This is a genomic window from Delftia sp. DT-2 (assembly GCF_028401915.1).
Taxonomy (GTDB): Bacteria; Pseudomonadota; Gammaproteobacteria; order Burkholderiales; family Burkholderiaceae_C; genus Comamonas; species Comamonas tsuruhatensis.
Genome location: NZ_JAQOTI010000009.1, coordinates 107,908 through 124,633 on the forward strand (window position 1 = coordinate 107,908; position 16,726 = coordinate 124,633).

Annotated in this window: 17 protein-coding genes and 1 riboswitch; of the genes, 9 read left to right on the forward strand and 8 right to left on the reverse strand. The window is 69.2% G+C overall.

Going from position 1 to position 16,726, the window contains the following annotated elements:
- Positions 1–3: 3 nt before the first annotated feature.
- The 6 genes from PO605_RS17520 to PO605_RS17545 form a co-directional block, all read right to left on the reverse strand.
- On the reverse strand, positions 4–771 hold the full coding sequence (locus PO605_RS17520; RefSeq protein WP_272206681.1) for an ABC transporter ATP-binding protein: 768 nt from the start codon (positions 769–771) through the stop codon (positions 4–6).
- Complete coding sequence (locus tag PO605_RS17525; protein ID WP_272206682.1) at positions 768–1,790, reverse strand: FecCD family ABC transporter permease; 1,023 nt, start codon at positions 1,788–1,790, stop codon at positions 768–770. The genes PO605_RS17520 and PO605_RS17525 overlap by 4 nt, the downstream gene beginning before the upstream one ends.
- Positions 1,787–2,728, reverse strand: coding sequence for an ABC transporter substrate-binding protein (locus tag PO605_RS17530; protein WP_272206683.1), 942 nt, complete (start codon positions 2,726–2,728; stop codon positions 1,787–1,789). The genes PO605_RS17525 and PO605_RS17530 overlap by 4 nt, the downstream gene beginning before the upstream one ends.
- 10 nt (positions 2,729–2,738) lie before the next feature.
- A complete protein-coding gene (locus PO605_RS17535) occupies positions 2,739–4,976 on the reverse strand; it encodes a TonB-dependent receptor (protein WP_047473705.1) in 2,238 nt (745 codons plus the stop codon).
- Positions 4,977–5,105: 129 nt separating this feature from the next.
- A riboswitch (cobalamin riboswitch) is annotated at positions 5,106–5,386 on the reverse strand.
- 54 nt (positions 5,387–5,440) lie between these two features.
- Positions 5,441–6,367: a CHAD domain-containing protein gene (locus PO605_RS17540; protein WP_272206684.1), complete on the reverse strand. Its 927-nt coding sequence runs from the start codon at positions 6,365–6,367 to the stop codon at positions 5,441–5,443.
- A 57-nt stretch (positions 6,368–6,424) separates the two neighbouring features.
- A complete protein-coding gene (locus PO605_RS17545; RefSeq protein ID WP_016454410.1) occupies positions 6,425–6,916 on the reverse strand; it encodes a YbaK/prolyl-tRNA synthetase associated domain-containing protein in 492 nt (163 codons plus the stop codon).
- Between the two features lie 81 nt (positions 6,917–6,997).
- Here PO605_RS17545 and PO605_RS17550 point away from each other — a divergent pair, with 81 nt between their 5' ends.
- The gene (locus PO605_RS17550; RefSeq protein WP_047473694.1) at positions 6,998–7,639 is read left to right on the forward strand and encodes a helix-turn-helix transcriptional regulator; all 642 of its coding nucleotides are present in this window, start codon (positions 6,998–7,000) and stop codon (positions 7,637–7,639) included.
- 44 nt (positions 7,640–7,683) lie between these two features.
- Positions 7,684–8,646, forward strand: coding sequence for a threo-3-hydroxy-L-aspartate ammonia-lyase (locus PO605_RS17555; protein ID WP_047473695.1), 963 nt, complete (start codon positions 7,684–7,686; stop codon positions 8,644–8,646).
- A 25-nt stretch (positions 8,647–8,671) separates the two neighbouring features.
- Here the strand turns inward: PO605_RS17555 and PO605_RS17560 are convergent, their stop codons facing one another.
- The gene (locus PO605_RS17560) at positions 8,672–9,415 is read right to left on the reverse strand and encodes an NUDIX hydrolase (protein WP_047473696.1); all 744 of its coding nucleotides are present in this window, start codon (positions 9,413–9,415) and stop codon (positions 8,672–8,674) included.
- An 88-nt stretch (positions 9,416–9,503) separates the two neighbouring features.
- Between PO605_RS17560 and PO605_RS17565 the strand changes: the two genes are divergently transcribed.
- The 6 genes from PO605_RS17565 (at position 9,504) to PO605_RS17590 (ending at position 15,167) form a co-directional block, all read left to right on the forward strand.
- Complete coding sequence (locus tag PO605_RS17565) at positions 9,504–10,577, forward strand: SPFH domain-containing protein (RefSeq protein ID WP_034397141.1); 1,074 nt, start codon at positions 9,504–9,506, stop codon at positions 10,575–10,577.
- Positions 10,564–11,496 carry a sugar kinase gene (locus tag PO605_RS17570; protein ID WP_272206685.1) on the forward strand — a complete coding sequence of 311 codons (933 nt, stop codon included), beginning with the start codon at positions 10,564–10,566 and terminating at the stop codon, positions 11,494–11,496. Before PO605_RS17565 ends, PO605_RS17570 begins: the two co-directional genes overlap by 14 nt.
- Positions 11,497–11,513: 17 nt before the next feature.
- Entirely contained in the window at positions 11,514–12,191 is a 678-nt protein-coding gene (locus tag PO605_RS17575) for a DUF4291 domain-containing protein (RefSeq protein ID WP_231574466.1), read from the forward strand.
- Positions 12,188–12,760 (forward strand): NADAR family protein, encoded by a 573-nt coding sequence (locus tag PO605_RS17580; RefSeq protein ID WP_047472874.1) that lies wholly within the window; start codon positions 12,188–12,190, stop codon positions 12,758–12,760. Before PO605_RS17575 ends, PO605_RS17580 begins: the two co-directional genes overlap by 4 nt.
- A 6-nt stretch (positions 12,761–12,766) precedes the next feature.
- Entirely contained in the window at positions 12,767–13,735 is a 969-nt protein-coding gene (locus PO605_RS17585) for an ADP-ribosylglycohydrolase family protein (RefSeq protein ID WP_231574467.1), read from the forward strand.
- Between the two features lie 343 nt (positions 13,736–14,078).
- Positions 14,079–15,167, forward strand: coding sequence for a fimbrial protein (locus PO605_RS17590; protein WP_269431529.1), 1,089 nt, complete (start codon positions 14,079–14,081; stop codon positions 15,165–15,167).
- A gap of 15 nt (positions 15,168–15,182) precedes the next feature.
- Here PO605_RS17590 and PO605_RS17595 read toward each other — a convergent pair whose 3' ends face one another.
- The gene (locus PO605_RS17595; RefSeq protein WP_047472875.1) at positions 15,183–15,596 is read right to left on the reverse strand and encodes a lysozyme inhibitor LprI family protein; all 414 of its coding nucleotides are present in this window, start codon (positions 15,594–15,596) and stop codon (positions 15,183–15,185) included.
- A gap of 224 nt (positions 15,597–15,820) precedes the next feature.
- On the opposite strand from PO605_RS17595, the gene PO605_RS17600 reads away from it, so the two are divergent.
- Positions 15,821–16,684 (forward strand): transporter substrate-binding domain-containing protein, encoded by an 864-nt coding sequence (locus PO605_RS17600; RefSeq protein WP_272206686.1) that lies wholly within the window; start codon positions 15,821–15,823, stop codon positions 16,682–16,684.
- The last annotated feature ends 42 nt before the right edge of the window (positions 16,685–16,726 follow it).

Consider the following 16,726-nt stretch of genomic DNA (forward strand, 5'->3'; position numbering starts at 1 on the left):
GGGTCAGTTCTCCTGTTTCAGCCGCGCGCGCAGCAAGGTTTGCGGGGGTGCGTCGATGCGCTCGAAATCCACGCCGAACACGGCATCCAGCCCCGGCGCATGCAGCAGCTCGGCAGGGGCCCCATCGAGCGCAATGCGCCCCTGGTCCAGCACGATGACGCGCCCGAAGTGCGCCAGCGCCAGGTCCAGGTCATGCATGACCACCAGCACCAGCCGCTCGCGCCCGCGCTGCGCCAGCGCCTGCACCAGGGCCAGGCGGTGGCGCACGTCCAGCGCGGCGCCGGGCTCGTCGGCCAGCAGCACGGGCGGGTCGGTGGCCAGCACGGTGGCCAGCAGGGCACGCGCCTGCTCGCCGCCGGACAGCGTGGACCAGCGCCTGCGCGCGAAATCCTGCAGCCCGGCGCCGGCAACGGCCGCCTCGACACCACCCCGGCCCGCCAGCCGCATGTGCATGAGCTCGGCCAGCGTCAGGTCCCAGTGCGGCGCAAAGCGCTGCGGCATGTGGCCCACGCGGCGTGCGCGCTCGGCCACGGGCAGGGTTGCGATGTCTTGCCCGTCCAGCAGCACGCTGCCGGATGCAGGCGCCTGCAGCCCCGCCAGCAGGGACAGCAGGCTGGACTTGCCTGCGCCATTGGGTCCCACCAGGGCCACGGCGCCGCAGGCGGGCAGCTGCAGCGAGACGGCGTCGAGCACGCTGCGGCCACGGTGGCGCAGCGTGAGGGACCGGGCCTGTAGGCGTGGCACGGCGTCGTCCATGGCTTGATCGTTCATGCGGACCTCAGCCTGCGCGCCAGCAGCACGATGAAGAAGGGCCCGCCGGCCACGGCCGTGACCAGGCCCAGCGGGATTTCGGCCGGCGGCAGCACGCTGCGCGCAATCGCATCGGCCAGCGTGACGATGATGGCGCCCGTGAGCGCCGACGCCGGCAGGGCCGCGCGGTGCAGCGGTCCCGCCATCCAGCGCGCAATGTGCGGCGCAGCCAGGCCCACGAAGGCCACCAGCCCGCCATAGGCCACGGCCACGGCCACCACCAGCGAGCCGGCCAGCACGGCCAGCGGCGTGAAGCGCGCCACATCCAGGCCGAAGCCCTGGGCAGCATCGGCACCCAGGCCCAGCAGGTCCAGCCCGCGCGCCAGCGCCATGGCCCCGGCCAGGCAGGCCAGGGAGGCGCCGGCCAGCAGGCCCAGGCCGCTCCAGGACGGCGTCTGTATGCCGCCCAGCACCCAGCTGAGCACCACCTGCAGGCTCACCGTCTCATCGGACAGCGCCAGCATCAGGAACGAGCGCAGCGCGCCCAGCACGGCCGCCAGCGCCACGCCGGCCAGCAGCATGCCGGCCGCATCGGTGGCACCGGCCACGCGCGAGACGGCCAGCACCAGCACGGTCGAACCCCAGGCGCCCGCAAAGGCCAGCACGGGCAGCGTCCAGGCCTGGGACAGGCCGAACAATAGATGCATGGGAACCAGCAGGGCGACCGTCGCCCCCAGCGCCGCGCCGCCCGAGGCGCCCAGCAGATAGGGCTCGGCCAGCGGATTGCGGAACACGCCCTGGAAGATGGCTCCCGACAGGCCCAGCAGCGCGCCCACCAGGGCGGCTGCCAGCACGCGCGGCACGCGCCACTGCAGCAGCAGCCGGCTGCGCAGGCTGTCTTCGCCGCCCAGCGCGGCCAGCAGGTCGGCCGGGCTGGCCCACTGGTGGCCCGCGCAGGCGGCAATCAGCAGGCTGGCCAGCAGCAGCAGGACCGCACCGGCCCAGGGGCGCCACGCAGGTGGATGTGAAAGGGAATTCATGCGGCCTCCCCGGCCCAGGCCGCAGGGTGCAGCCAGCGCGAGAGCTTTTCCACGCCGCCGAAGGTGCGCGGCCCGGGAATCAGGAACTCGGCACGCGCCACCGTGGTGGCCCGGCCCGCGCGCACGGCACGCAGGTCGCGCCAGCCGCGCTGGCCGATCAGGTCCTGCATGGCCTCCTGCGTGCCCGCGAACAGCAGCACATCGGGGTCGGCGGCCAGCACGGCATCGGGCGAGACCTGGGGCACCGTGCCCAGGCCGTCCAGCGCGAACGAAGCGCCCGCGCGCACCATGGCCTCGCCGGTATAGGTGCCCGGCCGGGCCGCCAGCAGCATGCCGTTGCCCAGCCGGCCCGTGACCATGAGGGCACGCGGCCGGGGCTGGCCGGCCACCTGCCGGTCCACGCGCAGCAGCCGCGTCTCCTGCGCCAGGGCCAGCGCCTGGCCGCGCGCCTGCACGCCCGTGGCGCGGGCCACCAGGCGCAGGTTGTCCATCACCTCGGCCAGCGAGCGGCTGAGCAGCACCATCACCGGCACGCCGATGCGCTCCATGGGATCGACCAGCTGGTGCGCCGCCTGGCGCGCGGGCGTGACGATGACCAGGTCCGGCTGGCGCGCCACCACGGCGTCCACCGAGAACCCCAGCCGCCCGCCCACCTTGGGAATGCGCTCCACGCCCGGTGGAAAGCGCGTGAAATCCTCCACGCCCACCACGCGGTCCAGCAGGCCCAGCGCGGCCACCAGCTCGGTGTTGGAGGCAAAGATGGAGACGATGCGCTGCGGCGGCGCGGCAATCTCCACGCGCCGGCCCAGCGCATCCTGCAGCACCACCGGACCGCCTGCAGCGACGGTGTCGGCCCAGGCCGCGGGCAGGCCGCAGCCCAGGGCCGCCGCCGCGCCCTGGCGCAGCAACTGGCGGCGCGTGGTGCTGGATTGCCTCATGCCATGGACCTCAAAACTCTGCTTGCAGGCCGACCATGAGTTCGCGCCCGGCCATCGACGTTCCGCAGCCGCCGTTCTGGTACGCCGGGTTGGCGATGCAGGGCGCACGGTCCAGCGCGATGAAGATGGGGTGGCGGTTCAGGTCGAACAGGTTGTTGACGGCCGCGAACAGCTTGACGCCCGGCGACACGCGGTAGTCGGCACGCAGGTTCCAGATGGTGAAGGCGCCCTTGCGGTGGATGAAGGTGCTGCGGGGCTCGCCCTGCGGGATGAGCAGCGCCTCTTCCGTGTCGTACCACATGGGACCGCGCAGCAGCGTGGACAGCTGCAGGCTCCAGTCGCCCTGCAGGCGCCCGCTGCCGCGCCCGTAGCGCACGCCGGCCGAGACCTCGTAGCGGTACATGCGCTGCACCTTGTCGGTATTGGCCGACGCTGGCGATCCCTTGTCCCGCATGCTGAAGTGGTAGTAGCCGCCAGCCCAGGCCTTGAGCTGGTGGCCCGTCAGGTTCAGCGCCCGCGCCAGGTCCATGTCGGCCTGCATTTCCAGGCCGCGCGCCACGATGTCGGCCGCGTTGTTGGCGTAGTCCGAGGTATTGGTCGTGGCCCCGCGCGAGACGGTGATGATGCGGTCGCTGATGGTGTTCTGGAACACGGCCGCATCCACGCGCCAGCCGGGCTGCTGCAGCGCAGCGCCGACCTCGATCTGGCGGCTGGTCTCGGGCTTGAGGTTGGGGTTGCCGAAGGTGCGGCCACCGCCGACGGCCGTGAAGTCCGAGGCCAGCTCCGTGGCCGTGGGCGCGCGGAACCCCGTGGAGGCCGCAGCGCGCAGCGTGAGCCGGTCCGTGGCCTTCCAGGTGGCGCCGGCCGACCAGGTGTGGTTGTCGTAGTCGCGCGTGCTGGCCTGGGCCAGGGCCAGGTTGGGCGTATCGTCGAAACGCGTCGTGCCCCAGGTCTTGCGCAGGCCGGCACGCAGGGTCAGGCGGTCGTCGAACAGGGTCTGCGCGTCCTCGAAGTACAGCGCGTGCACCTGCTCGGTCTGGTTGTTGTCGTAGGGCGCAACCTGGCCCGCCGGGCCGCCCGGCATGGCCACGCGCAGGCGGTCGGAGCGCAGCTTGCTGCGCTCCCAGTCGAAGCCCATCAGCAGGTCATTGGTCTGGCTGACACGCAGGCGCGGCTGAAAGCGCAGGCCCGTGGCGTCCAGCTGGCGGTGGTTGTAGTCGCGCGCCGTGCCGGGCACGGCGCTGTTGCCCGAGCGGATCACGGGCGATGCCCAGTTGAACTCATCGGTATCGACCAGGCTGTAGATGTGGGTCGTCCAGCTCAGGCGCTGGCCGGGCAGTGCGCCCTCGTAGGTCAGGTCCAGCGAGCGGTTGCTGCGGTTGTCGCGGCTGTAGATGTTGGCGCCCGATCCGCGAAAGCCCGCGTTGTAGATGCCGTCCGTGCGCAGTTGCAGCTCCACGCGATGCAGCTCGTGCAGCTGCCAGCCCAGGGCGCCGCTGGCGCCGCGCCGCTTCCAGCCCGTGTTCTCCATGCGCGTGCCGCCGTCGCCCGACTCGTAGTCGCCGCGCCCGCCTGCGCTCACGCCGAAGTACCAGTCGAAGCGGTCATTGGCGCCGGCCGTCTGCGCATCGGTGCGCCACAGGTCCCATGAACCGGCCTGGACCTGGGCGCGCGTGCCGGGTGCGGTCGCTCCCGTCTTCATGATGATGTTGACCACCCCGCCCATGGCCTGGCTGCCGTAGATCACCGAGGACGGGCCGCGCACGATCTCGATGCGCTCCACATCCGAGGGGCTGAGCTTGGACAGGTTGGCCGTGCCCGCGCGCCGGCCGTTGACCAGCACCAGCACCTGGCTGCGGAAGTCGCGCCCCTGGCCGTCGGTGGAGGCGCCGCGCAGGTTCATCGAGGTCTGGGCCGCCGTCCATTCGCTGAGAAAGCCCACGGCGTTCTCGGCCAGCAGGTCGGTGACCGAGCGCGCGCTGGAGCGCTCTATGGCCTCGCGGTCGATGGTCTGCGTGGTGCCCGCGATGCGGCTGCGCGCCTCGGGCCGCGCGGTGGCGGTCACGAAGACGGCGTCCAGCGCATCGTCGGCGGAGTCCGTGGATCGGCCAGCCGGCTCCTGCGCGGCGCCGGCCGCTGCAGCGCAGCTGGCCAGCAGGGCCGCAGCCGCTACGGGCCGCAGGCTGGAGACAAGAGGGAGAACAGAGAGAAGGCCGGAGGAATCGGCGGCCGAGGAAGCGAAGCGCATGCGTTGAATCCAACTGCCCCAGTCACCCGTGGGGCCTATCGTCTGAACCACGCCGCACGGCGCGCACGCCGGAGCCGGCCACGGCAGCGCAGGCTGGGGCCGGACCGGACAGGCGCACTCCCGCGGCGTCCGAAAGCAATGCAGAAGGCCGGTATCCGGGCTTGCGGAACGCTGCGGCGCGCAGGGTGGGCGCGCTGCGGCAGGCATCCCCGCCTTCCCATGCCCGAGAAGGACACAGTGGCTTGCGGCGCGTGGTTTGGGGCGCGTCCGCGTGGGGAGTTGTATTCCGCTGACCGTTGCGGGGGCAGCGCAGGCATTGCGAGCGGCCACCTCGATGGCATCGCGCACCTGCTTCCCGTTGAACCCCTGGCCGGTGAACGGCATGGGGCACCTTCAGCAACAGCGCACCGCCACGGCCCAGGGGCTGCGGCGGTGCGCCAGCGGCGGATTATCGCTGATGCGGTCTAGGCCCAGAAGCCCGGCACGCGGGCCAGCGCACGCAGCGCGCGGCGGCTGCTGCGCGCGCTGGTGGCCAGGCGGGCCTGCAGGTAGCCGGCGGCAAACCAGGCGCGCGGATCCGTGCCGGCCTCGTCACGAAAAAGCGCGGCCGCCACGGCCATGTCGTTGTGCAGGCCCAGCGCGTCCTGGGCGGGCACCAGCACCTCGGCAAAGCGCCGCCCCTTTTTGCCGGGCCACATTCCGGGCGCGAATTCCCGCGCAAAGTCCGCCAGGTAGCGCAGGCGCTTGAGCCGCTTGCGCACGCGGTGCTGCTGCGCCAGCGGCAGGCGGTCGAAGTGCCGGCCGTCGCGCAGCACCTGGCGGTGCAGGCGCGCCAGCCGCCGTGCCAGGTACTTGCGCGTGCCTGCGGCGGACAGGCTGACCAGGCCGGGCTGCCGCTTGCCTGCAGGCGCCTGCGCCAGCGCATGGATCTCGGCCAGCGTTTGCAGGAACTGCGGCTCGCGCACCGCAGCGGCCGCGTCCGCGTCGGCCTGCCCGGCATCCGGCACGGTCCATTCGCACAAGGGCGCATCGGCGTCCTGCAGCAGCGGCCGCACCACGTCGGCCAGGGTGCCGGCATCGCGCAGCGTGCCCAGGCGCGCAAAGGCCAGGGCCAGCGGGGCATCCCATTCGGCGCGCATGCCGGGCGCCAGCCCTGCGCATTCGCGCAGCAGGGTGCGCAGGCGCCGCAGGGCCACGCGCAGCTGGTGGATGCGTTCGGCCTCGCCGCTGCCGGCGTCCACGGCATCCACGGCATCCACGGCATCCACGGCATCCACGGCATCCACGGCATCCATATGCGACTGCACCTGGGCCAGTGCGGCAGCCAGCGTCGCACGCACAAAGCCGGCCGCATCGGGCCGGTCGGGGAACTGCCTGGCAGGGGTGGTCATGGTCAGGAGAGGATGTGCGGGCGTTGCTGCGATTGTGGGCACCGCCCGGCCCCCGGGTCAATCGGCGCCATCCCCGCTCAGGCTGTGCAGCGCGGGCCGGGCAATGCGCACATAGTCGGCCGAGTCCAGCACGATGGAGCGGTCCAGCCGGCCCGCATTGAAGGCGATCTCGGCAAAGCGCTCCACCAGTGCCGGGTCCACCACCAGGCGCACCTGCGGGTTGAAGGAGAACGGCGGCACCGATCCCATCACGCAGCCGGTGGCGGCCTGGGCCTCCTCGGGCGAGGCCAGCGTGGCCTTGCGCACGCCCACGGCCTGGGCCAGGCGCTTGAAGTCCAGCTTGCGGTCGCCGGGCAGCACGGCCAGGAACAGCTGGGGATCGCCCGCACCGGACGCATCGCGGCTCTTGCAGAGCATGGCCTTGGCACCCTGGCCGGGTGCCGTGCCCCGGATTTCGGCGACGAGGTCGGAGCGGCCCTCGGCAGGGTGCTCGATCACGCGAAAGCGCGCGTCCTGGGATTGCAGCAGGTGAACAAGGGTGTCGAACATGGCAGGGAGCACAAGAAACGGACAAGAAGGCAGGTCGCCTGGGTTTTGACATTTTGTCCAATTCAAAACAAAATGTCCAATATGACACAACGCACTCCCGAGCAGCGCCAACTGCTGGACCAGTTGGCCCAGATCGCCGAAGGCCTGGGCCAGACCTTTGCCCCGTTCTGCGAGGTGGTGGTGCATGACCTGCTCGACCCGTCCCATGCGGTGCTGGCCATCCACAACAACCTGTCGGGCCGCGAAGTGGGCCAGGGCGCGACGGAGCTGGGCCTGGCCCGCATCCTCGACCCCGGCTACGAGCAGGTCATCGCCAACTACCCCAACCAGTTCGCCGATGGCCGCCAGGCCAAGAGCACGTCCATCGGCATCCGCGACTCCGAGGGCCGCTACATCGCCGCCCTGTGCATGAATGTGGACCTGACGATGTTCCAGGGCTTCCAGGGCATGCTCAACCGCTTTGCCGCCGTCAGCGGCGACACCCCCGCGAGCGAAATGCTGGACCCCACGGGCGCCGGCGCAGGCGCCGACACGGTGCGTGCCCGCATCGACCAGTTCGCGGCCCGCCTGGCGACCACGCCGCGCGCCCTCAAGCCCGAGGAGCGCCGCGCCCTGGTCCGCGAACTCAAGGGTGCCGGCCTGCTCGATGTGCGCCGCTCCATGGAGACCATTGCCGCCCACCTGGGCGTGTCGCGCGCCACGGTCTACAGCTACGCCAAATAGCTCCCGGCACCCCGCCGATCTGCAACCCCTTCTCTCCCGTACCGATGACAAGCCTTCCCACCTATGACGACGTGGCCGCAGCGGCCCAACGCATCCAGGGCCATGCCCACCGCACGCCCGTGCTCACCTCGCGCACGCTGGACGAGGCGCTGGGCGCCCGTGTCTTTCTCAAGTCCGAGAACCTGCAGCGCATGGGCGCCTTCAAGTTCCGCGGCGCCTTCAACGCCCTGTCTCGCTTCAGCGCCGCGCAGCGCAAGGCCGGCGTGGTGGCGTTTTCCTCGGGCAACCACGCCCAGGCCATTGCACTGGCTGCCAGGCTGCTGGAGATTCCCGCCACCATCGTCATGCCGCATGACGCGCCCGCCGCCAAGGTGGCGGCCACCAAGGGCTATGGCGGCCAGGTGGTGGTCTACGACCGCTATACCGAAGACCGCGAGCAGATCGGCCGCGACCTGGCCGAGCGCCACGGCCTGACCCTGATCCCGCCCTACGACCATGCCGACGTGCTGGCCGGCCAGGGCACGGCCGCCAAGGAACTGTTCGAGGAAACCGGCCCCCTGGACGCCCTCTTCGTGCCGCTGGGCGGCGGTGGCCTGCTGTCGGGCACCGCGCTGTCAACGCGCGCGCTCAGCCCCGAGTGCGCGCTCTACGGCGTGGAGCCAGAGGCCGGCAACGACGGCCAGCAGTCGCTGCGCGCGGGCCGCATCGTCCACATCGAAACGCCCAAGACCATTGCCGACGGCGCCCAGACCCAGCACCTGGGCGGCATCACCTTCCCCATCATCCAGCGCGACGTGACCGACATCCTCACCGCCAGCGATGCCGAGTTGGTCGATGCCATGGGCTTCCTGGCCACGCGCATGAAGCTCGTGGTCGAGCCCACCGGCTGCCTGGGCCTGGCCGCCGCGCGCCAGAAAGGCGAGGAGCTGCGCGGACGGCGCGTGGGCATCATCCTGAGCGGCGGCAACGTGGACATGCAGCGCTTTTGCAGCCTGCTGGGCGCCTGATCCTGGCCCTGATCGAAGGCCGCCCTCACCCCCGCGGGCTGAAGGTGCGCGGAAACACCACGGGCGCGCTGCGGTCGGCCAGGCGGTAGCCCATGGCCGGGCGGCGTGACGTGCCCTCCACCTGGCCAGCCTCGACCAGAAAGCCGGCCGCCATCATGCGCGTGCGAAAACCGCTCTTGTCCACAGGGCGGCCCAGCACCACTTCGTAGGCCTGCTGCAGCTGCGGCAGTGTGAAAGGCTCGGGCAGCAGAAAGGCCGGCAGCGAGGTGTATTCCACCTTGCCGCGCAGCCGCTCCACCGCGGCGCTCAGGATCTCGCCGTGGTCAAAGGCCAGCGCCGAGGGTCCGTGCGCGCGCAGCAGTTCATCGACGGCAAACCACGACACATCGGCCGCATTCGCGCCCTTGGCCAGGATCAGGTCATGGCCCGGGATCAGCGCGAAATACACATGCGTGGCCGACCAGCCACGCGGGTCGCGCGCCGCGCCGCCCCAGCTTCCCAGCTGCTCCAGGTAGGGGCTGTCCACACCCGTCTTGTCCAGCAGCTTGCGCCGCGCGCAGGCCAGCAGGTCTGCGTCCTGGCGCACATCCACAAAGCCGCCGGGCAGCGCCCACAGCCCCGGGAACGGCTCGCTGCCCGCCGTGGGGCGCTGCACCAGCAGCACCTGCAGGGCATCGTCTGCGACCGTGAAGATGACCACGTCCACCGTGGTGAACGGGCGCGGGAAGTCCAGCGCGCCCTGCGGGGATGGGGAATTTTTTTCAGCCATGGGATGGATTGTGCTTGACGTGCCGGATTTTAAGTTGCACTATACAACCCATACGAGTTGTATAGAACAACTTAAAAGGAGAAGCACCATGTTCGGCATCCGTTTCATCAAGTCCCAACCCACGGTCCACCTCATGCAGTTCCGCGCCGGCAAGGTGGTGCGCGAGGGTGCGGGCCAGTCCTTCTTCTACTACGCCCCCACCACCACCCTGGTCGCGGTGCCCGTGGGCAGCCAGGACTGCCACTTCATGCTGGAGCTGGTGACGGCCGACTTCCAGAGCGTCACCGTGCAGGGCCAGGTCACCTACCGCATCAGCACACCGCGCCAGACCGCCACGCTGATGGACTTCTCCCTGGCGCGCGACGGCCAGAAATACATGTCCGAAGACCCGCAGCGCCTGGGCGACCGCGTGACCATGCAGGCCGAGGTCATCATCCAGCAGGCCGTGCAGGCGCTGGAGCTCAAGCAGGCGCTGCGCTCCTCGGCGCTCATTGCGCGCACGGCCCAGCAGGAGCTGGCCGCCCAGCCCGAGATCGAGGCGCTGGGGCTGGAGATCCTGGGCGTCTCGGTCATGGCCGTCAAACCCACGCCCGACATCGCCCGCGCCCTGGAGGCCGAGGCGCGCGAGTCCAACCTCAAGGCCGCCGACGACGCCGTCTATGCCCGCCGCATGGCTGCCGTGGAAAACGAGCGCGCCATCCGCCAGAACGAGCTCGATACCGACGTGGCCGTGGAAAAGAAAAAGCGCCAGATCCGCGAGGCCCAGCTGGAAGCCAAGGCCGCCCAGATGCGCAAGGAAAACGAGCTGCGCGCCGAACAGATGTCTGCCGACGTGGCGCTGGAGACCAGCCGCCGCGACTTCGTCGAAGGCCAGGCCGCCAACAGCCGCACCCTGGCCGAGGCCGAGGCCTACCGCGTGGGCGCCGTCATGCAGGCCCTGGAAAAGGCCGACCCGCGCATCGTGCAATCGCTGGCCGCCGTGGGCATGCAGCCGGGCCAGCTCATCGCCCAGGCCTTTGGCGGCATTGCCGAGAAGGCCGAGCGCATCGGCCAGCTCAACGTCTCGCCCGAGCTGCTGCAGTCGCTCATGGGCGCCGGTGCAGGCCATGCAGCTGCCGTGGCCGATCCCGAACCCGCAAGGAGCCGCCGTGAACGCCAATGAACGCAAGACCGTGCTGGTGGTGCGGCGCACGCGGCTCGATGAGCTGGTGGCCAGGTACCACACGCTGTCCCAGGCGCGCTTCTACATCGAGCACCTGGGTGCCGACTTCGGCGACTACCTGCGCGAAAGCGCCGCCTACGCCGCCGCCCTGCAGGCCGTGGTGCAGGCGCTGGAGGCACGCGGCCGCTACCAGATCGTGGACCGCGCCCTGGTGCCCAACTTCGTCTTCGGCGCCGACGACATCGTGGTGGCGCTGGGCCAGGACGGCATGGTGGCCAACACCATGAAATACCTGGACGGCCAGCCGCTCATCGGCGTCAACCCCGAGCCCGCGCGCTGGGACGGCCTGCTGCTGCCCTTCGCCCCCGCCGACCTGGCCGCCCTGCTGGGCGACGTGGCCGCCAACCGCCGCCCCACGCGCGCCGTCACCCTGGCCGAGGCACGCCTGAGCGACGGCCAGGTGCTGCGCGCCGCCAACGACCTGTTCATCGGCCCGCGCAGCCATACCTCGGCCCTGTACGACATCGCGCTGGGCGACCGGCAGGAATCCCAGTCGTCCTCCGGCCTCATCGTCGCCACGGGGCTGGGCTCCTCGGCCTGGATCAAGAGCATCGTCACGGGATCGATGGGCATTGCCCGCGCCGTGCGCGGCGCGTCCACCGACTTCGACTACCAGCCCTTCGCCTGGGATGCGCCACGCCTGGACTTCGCCGTGCGCGAGCCCTTTCCCAGCCGCTCCTCCACGGCCGAGCTGGTCTACGGCCAGGTCACCGCCGGCCAGCCGCTGACCCTGCGCTCGCGCATGCCCGACCATGGCGTCATCTTCTCGGACGGCATGGAGGCCGACTACCTGCAGTTCACGGCGGGCATGCAGGCCACCATCGGCCTGTCGGAGCGGCAGGGCTGCCTGGTGGTGTGAAGGACCGGCCCTGCAGCATGGCGCAGCACCCTCAGAACACCTACAACAACGAACAGACCATGAATCTCGCAACAGCACCCTACCTGCAGCAATCTGCCACCTGGCCTTCCGAGGGAGAGCAGATCCTCGCCCACTACGACGACTCCACCGTGGTGGTCTACCAGGCCTATCGCCCGGCCATCGGCCTTCACGCTCTGGAGCATGGCCAGTTCGGCGGCCCGGACTTCAGCTTCACGCGCATGAGCTGGATCAAGCCCAATTTCCTCTGGATGATGTATCGCTGCGGCTGGGCGACCAAGGCCGGCCAGGAAGTCATCCTCGGCCTGCGCATCCGCCGGACTTTCTTCGAGAGCCTGCTGGATGCCGCCGTACCTTCCACCTTCAACCCCCGGCTCTACGCTGGCCTGCCCGAGTGGCAGCAAGCGGTGGCCACCTCCGAGGTGCGCCAGCAATGGGATCCGGACCATGCCCCCAGCGGCGCCAAGCTGCCGTTGCGTGCCATCCAGCTGGGCTTGCGTGGCAAGCTGCTACGCCGTTTCGCCACGGAGGAACTGCTGGAGGTCATCGACATGACATCCTTCGTCACCGAGCAGCGGGCCCATGCCCAGGATGAAAATCCGATGCTCATGACTCCCGTGGAGCGCGTCTACGTGCGGCTCGACAGGAAGAATTGCGCACCTGAGAACTCCGTATGACCAACACAGACCACATCGCCTCCCTGCAAGACCTCCAGCACGCCATGGCCCAGGGTCTCACCCCGCGCTTCCTGCCGTTCTGGGGCCACCAGCCTGCGGCCGATGGCTCCATCGGCAAGACCTGCATGAGCCAGTGGTTCGAGGCGGGCTTCGAGGTCGATGGCCAGCACTACCCCACGGCCGAGCATTTCATGATGGCGGGCAAGGCGCGGCTGTTTGGCGACGAGGCGGCGCACGCGGCCATCGTGCGCTGCCGCACGCCGGGCGAGGCCAAGAAGCTGGGGCGTGGCATCCAGGGCTTCGATGAAGCGGCCTGGGTGGCCGCGCGCATGGGCATCGTGGTGCGCGCCAACCAGGCCAAGTTCTCCCAGAACCCAGCCCTGGCCAGCTATCTGCTGAACACGGGCGACCGCGTGCTGGTGGAAGCCAGCCCCGTGGACGCCATCTGGGGCATCGGCCTGGCTGCCGACGATGTGCGCGCCACCGACCCCGCGCGCTGGCAGGGCCTGAACCTGCTGGGCTTTGCCCTCATGCAGGTGCGTGCGCGGCTGCGCAGCACCGCTCCCTGACCGACCATGATCAAGAGCACCGGCATGGCCATGGACACACTGGACCGATACCGCGGCGCCCTGCTGGGCCTGGCCTGCGGCGACGCCGTGGGAACGACGCTGGAATTCCAGCCGCGCGGCAGCTTTGCGCCGCTGACCGACATGGTCGGGGGCGGCCCGTTCTCGCTGCCCGCAGGCAAGTGGACCGACGACACCTCCACGGCCCTGTGCCTGGCCGAAAGCCTGCTCCAGCGCGGCGGCTGCGACCCGCACGACCAGATGACGCGCTATGCCAACTGGTACGAATGGGGGTACTGGAGTTCCACCGGCAACTGCTTTGACATCGGCATGGCCACCAGGGCGGCCATCCAGCGCTTCCTGGCCACCGGCGATCCGCTGGCCGGATCGCCCGACCCGGACCAGGCCGGCAACGGCTCCCTGATGCGGCTGGCGCCCGTGCCCATGTTCTTCGGCCCCGACGAGGACCTGGTGCAGCGCATGGCTGAACTCAGCTCACGCACGACCCACGCGGCACCTGAATGCCTGCAGGCCTGCCGCCTGTTCGCCGTGGCGCTGTGCCGGGCACTGCAGGGGCTGCCCCGGCAGCAGGTTCTGGACCTGGGCGGCGTTCTGCAAGACGGCGCCAACCCGCGCCTGCGGGAGATTGCCCGTGGCGACTATCGCGACAAGCCGGCCGCACAGATTCGCGGCAGCGGCTACGTGGTGGACAGCCTGGAGGCGGCCCTGTGGTGCTTTGCGAGGCATGACAGCTTTGAAGGCGCAGTGCTGCAGGCCGCCAACCTGGGCGATGACGCCGACACCACGGCAGCCATCACGGGCCAGTTGGCCGGAGCCTTCCACGGCGCCAGCGGCATTGCGGACCGCTGGCTGGAACGCCTGCACCTGGCCCCTGAGATCACAGCCCTGGCCAATGGGCTCTGGCAAGCCGCCAGAGGTGCCAGGGACGCTTCTCCGACCGCACCTCTCAGCAACTGAGCCGCCTGGCGCGCTCCCGACAAGGCAGTCGCCGGGTCCGCGAGCGGACTGGACCTGGCTTGTCTGCGCGACCTCCCACGCGCCCGAGCTCCGTGACACGCAGGCCTTGCTCTTTGCGAATGGCGTGCATGGGCGGCTTTTGACTGAGCCACGCCCCATTTTCAGAACAATCTGATTGCATCAACTCATATCTTCGGCGTAGAGTGTGAAATACCTAAGAGGCCACACATCGAATGATTCGATGCTTTCATTTCCACCCCCTCGTCAGTCACTCAAAAGTTCAATTTAACTATTGCGTGATATTTTCGAGAATCATACTTCAACAATGGATCGAATCAGTATCATGCATTTCTCTTTCATTCCCTCATTTCCCTCGCAAGTACGCCGCCTTGCATTGATCGCCCTTCCATTCTTCATTGCCTTTTCAGCGGCAACGATGAACACCAATGCCTTTGCCGGCGGCGTATTCTCCCCCACCAGCTCCAGCATTTCACTGCCCGAGGAAATAACAGTACCCGGAAGTTACGCCAACGGATCGACGCTATGGAAGTCTACGACAACCGTATTTAATCTGCGAGCAGTGCTGAACACGGCATTCGAGTACGATATTGAAAAAGCCGTTGTAGCCGCCAATGTTCAATCCGGGACCAAGACGCCCGGATACAATAATGTCTACGGCACCAATATTCCCGGCATTGGAATCCGCTGGTGGGCCACATGGCGCGGCCCCAGCGCTCCCAGTGGCAGAACCATGCCCATTACCACCGAATCAGAAAATAATTCGGGCGCGCTGGGTTATTTCTGGAATAGTTCATCCCCCCAGGATGTCTGGATCGAGCTGGTGAAAACCGGCAGCGTTTCCGCTGGCGTGCTAACGGGCTCCGGGATGAACGTCGATATGCGATTCCAGTGCCCCGGCTGCACCGCAGGAAACGTCAACCTGTCCGGCCGCACCAGGGTGGTGGTCGGTCCCTCCTGCTCGGTGGCCGCCTCGGCCATCTCCGTACCCATGGGCGCTGTGCCCATCCTGCGATTCACGGGCCTCCAATCCACCTCCATCCCCCAGCACTTCGACATCACGCTGGAATGCAAGGGCGGCGCGCCCGCAAGCGTTCTGCGCCCCCACGTCACGCTCACCGATGCCAACGACACCAGCAATCGGAGCACCGTCCTGACCTTGAGCCAGGCCACGCCAGGCGGCAAGCCGGTTGCCACCGGAATAGGCATACAGATACTGAAGGATGGCACCGCACTCGGCTACGGCCCGGACTCCAACGTGCCTGGCAACACCAACCAATGGAGTGCGGGAACCATCGCCCAAGGCATTGCCCAGTTCAAGATCCCGCTGACTGCCAAATACGTGCAGACCGCTGCGGCAGTCACGACGGGGCAGGCCAACGGCAGGGCCACCTTCACGCTGAACTACCAGTGAGCAGCGTCCCCGCCCTCAGGGCTTCTTGTCCAGCTGCATTTCCCAGGACTTGAGCTGCTTGGCGCGGGCGCGGGCGAAGTCGCTCCAGCAGTTGGCGCGCGCATCGTCCTTGGCAAAGCTGGCGGAATTGAATTCGGCCAGGAACTCGCAGGCACTGCGCGCGTACTGCACCCAGTTTCTCTGCGCCACTTCCAGCTCTTCCGATGCCTGGGGCATGCGGGCCTTGAGCTTGAGCGACAGCGAGACGTAGGCGGCCTTGACCATGGCCACGTTCTGCTCGTGCAGGCAGGCGCGCACCTCGGACATGTTGGTGGAGCTTTCCTCGCAATTGCCCGAGCTGGTGGGATTGGCGGCCCGGGCCACGGGGCTGGCACACAGCAGGGCGGCGCAGGCGAGAGGGGCGAGTAGGGACGCTAGGGCTTGGTGCATGGAAGAGGGCTCGCTGGGAGGTGCCGGTGCGTGCAGCACCCCGGCCGTCGCGATTACACCATCGACCCGCCCTGCCTCGGGCCCACATTTCCCTGGTGATCACCCTGATGCAGCGACGCAAAGCGCATAAACATGCTCCCAAAGCTTTGTTGCCGTGGGTCAAGGGCGGCCAGAAGATGCAGGCGTACGCATCTTTCGTTTGTCCCGACCGCCCCGCTCCCGCCATGCACACAAGCCCCACCCTGCGCCGCCAGCCCCGCGCCACCCTTTCCGCATCCCTGACCTTCATCGCCGCCGCGCTGGCCCTGGCCTGCACCCAGGCCCGGGCCGATGCCACGCTGGACAAGATCAAGCAGCGCGGCAAGGTCACCATTGGCGTGCTGGTCAATGGCGGGCCCTTCGGCTCCATCGACCCGTCCACCCAGCAGCTGGTGGGCTGGAACCCCGAGCTGGCACGCGCCCTGGCCAAGGGCCTGGGCGTGGAGGCCGAGCTGGTCCAGGTGCAGACCGCCACGCGCGTGCAGTTCCTGCAGGCCGGCAAGGTGGATCTGCTGATCGCCTCCATGGAGCTGAACCCCGACCGTGCCGAGACCCTGGGCTACGCGCCCACGCCCTTCTACCGCGTGGGCGGCATTGCCGCCGTGCGCAAGGGCAGCGGCATCGCCAGGTGGGAAGACCTGCGCGGCAGGCCCGTGTGCGTGTCCCAGGGCAGCAGTTTTGCCAAGCCGCTGGCCAGCGAGTACGGCGCCCAGGTGCATGGCTACAAGAGCTCGTCGGACTCGCTGCTGGCGCTCAAGGGCGGCAACTGCGTGGCCGCCGTGCATGACAGCACGCTGATCTACCCGCTGCTGCGCAGCAACCCCGAATGGGCGCATTACTCGGCTCCCATCGCCGGCGAGGTGCTGCCCGCGCCTTCCGTGGTCTGGACCCGCAAGGGCGAGGCCGACACCATCGCCGCCGTGGACAAGGTGGTGCAGGACTGGCACCGCACGGGCTGGCTGATCGCCGCCGAAAAGCGCGTGGGCATCGAGCCGGCCAACCCGCTGCTGCCCGAGCTGCAGGCCAGGTTCAAGGGCACGGCTGGCTGACACGCAGGACCGGCACGACAAGCTGCACCGGGCTGCGCCCCG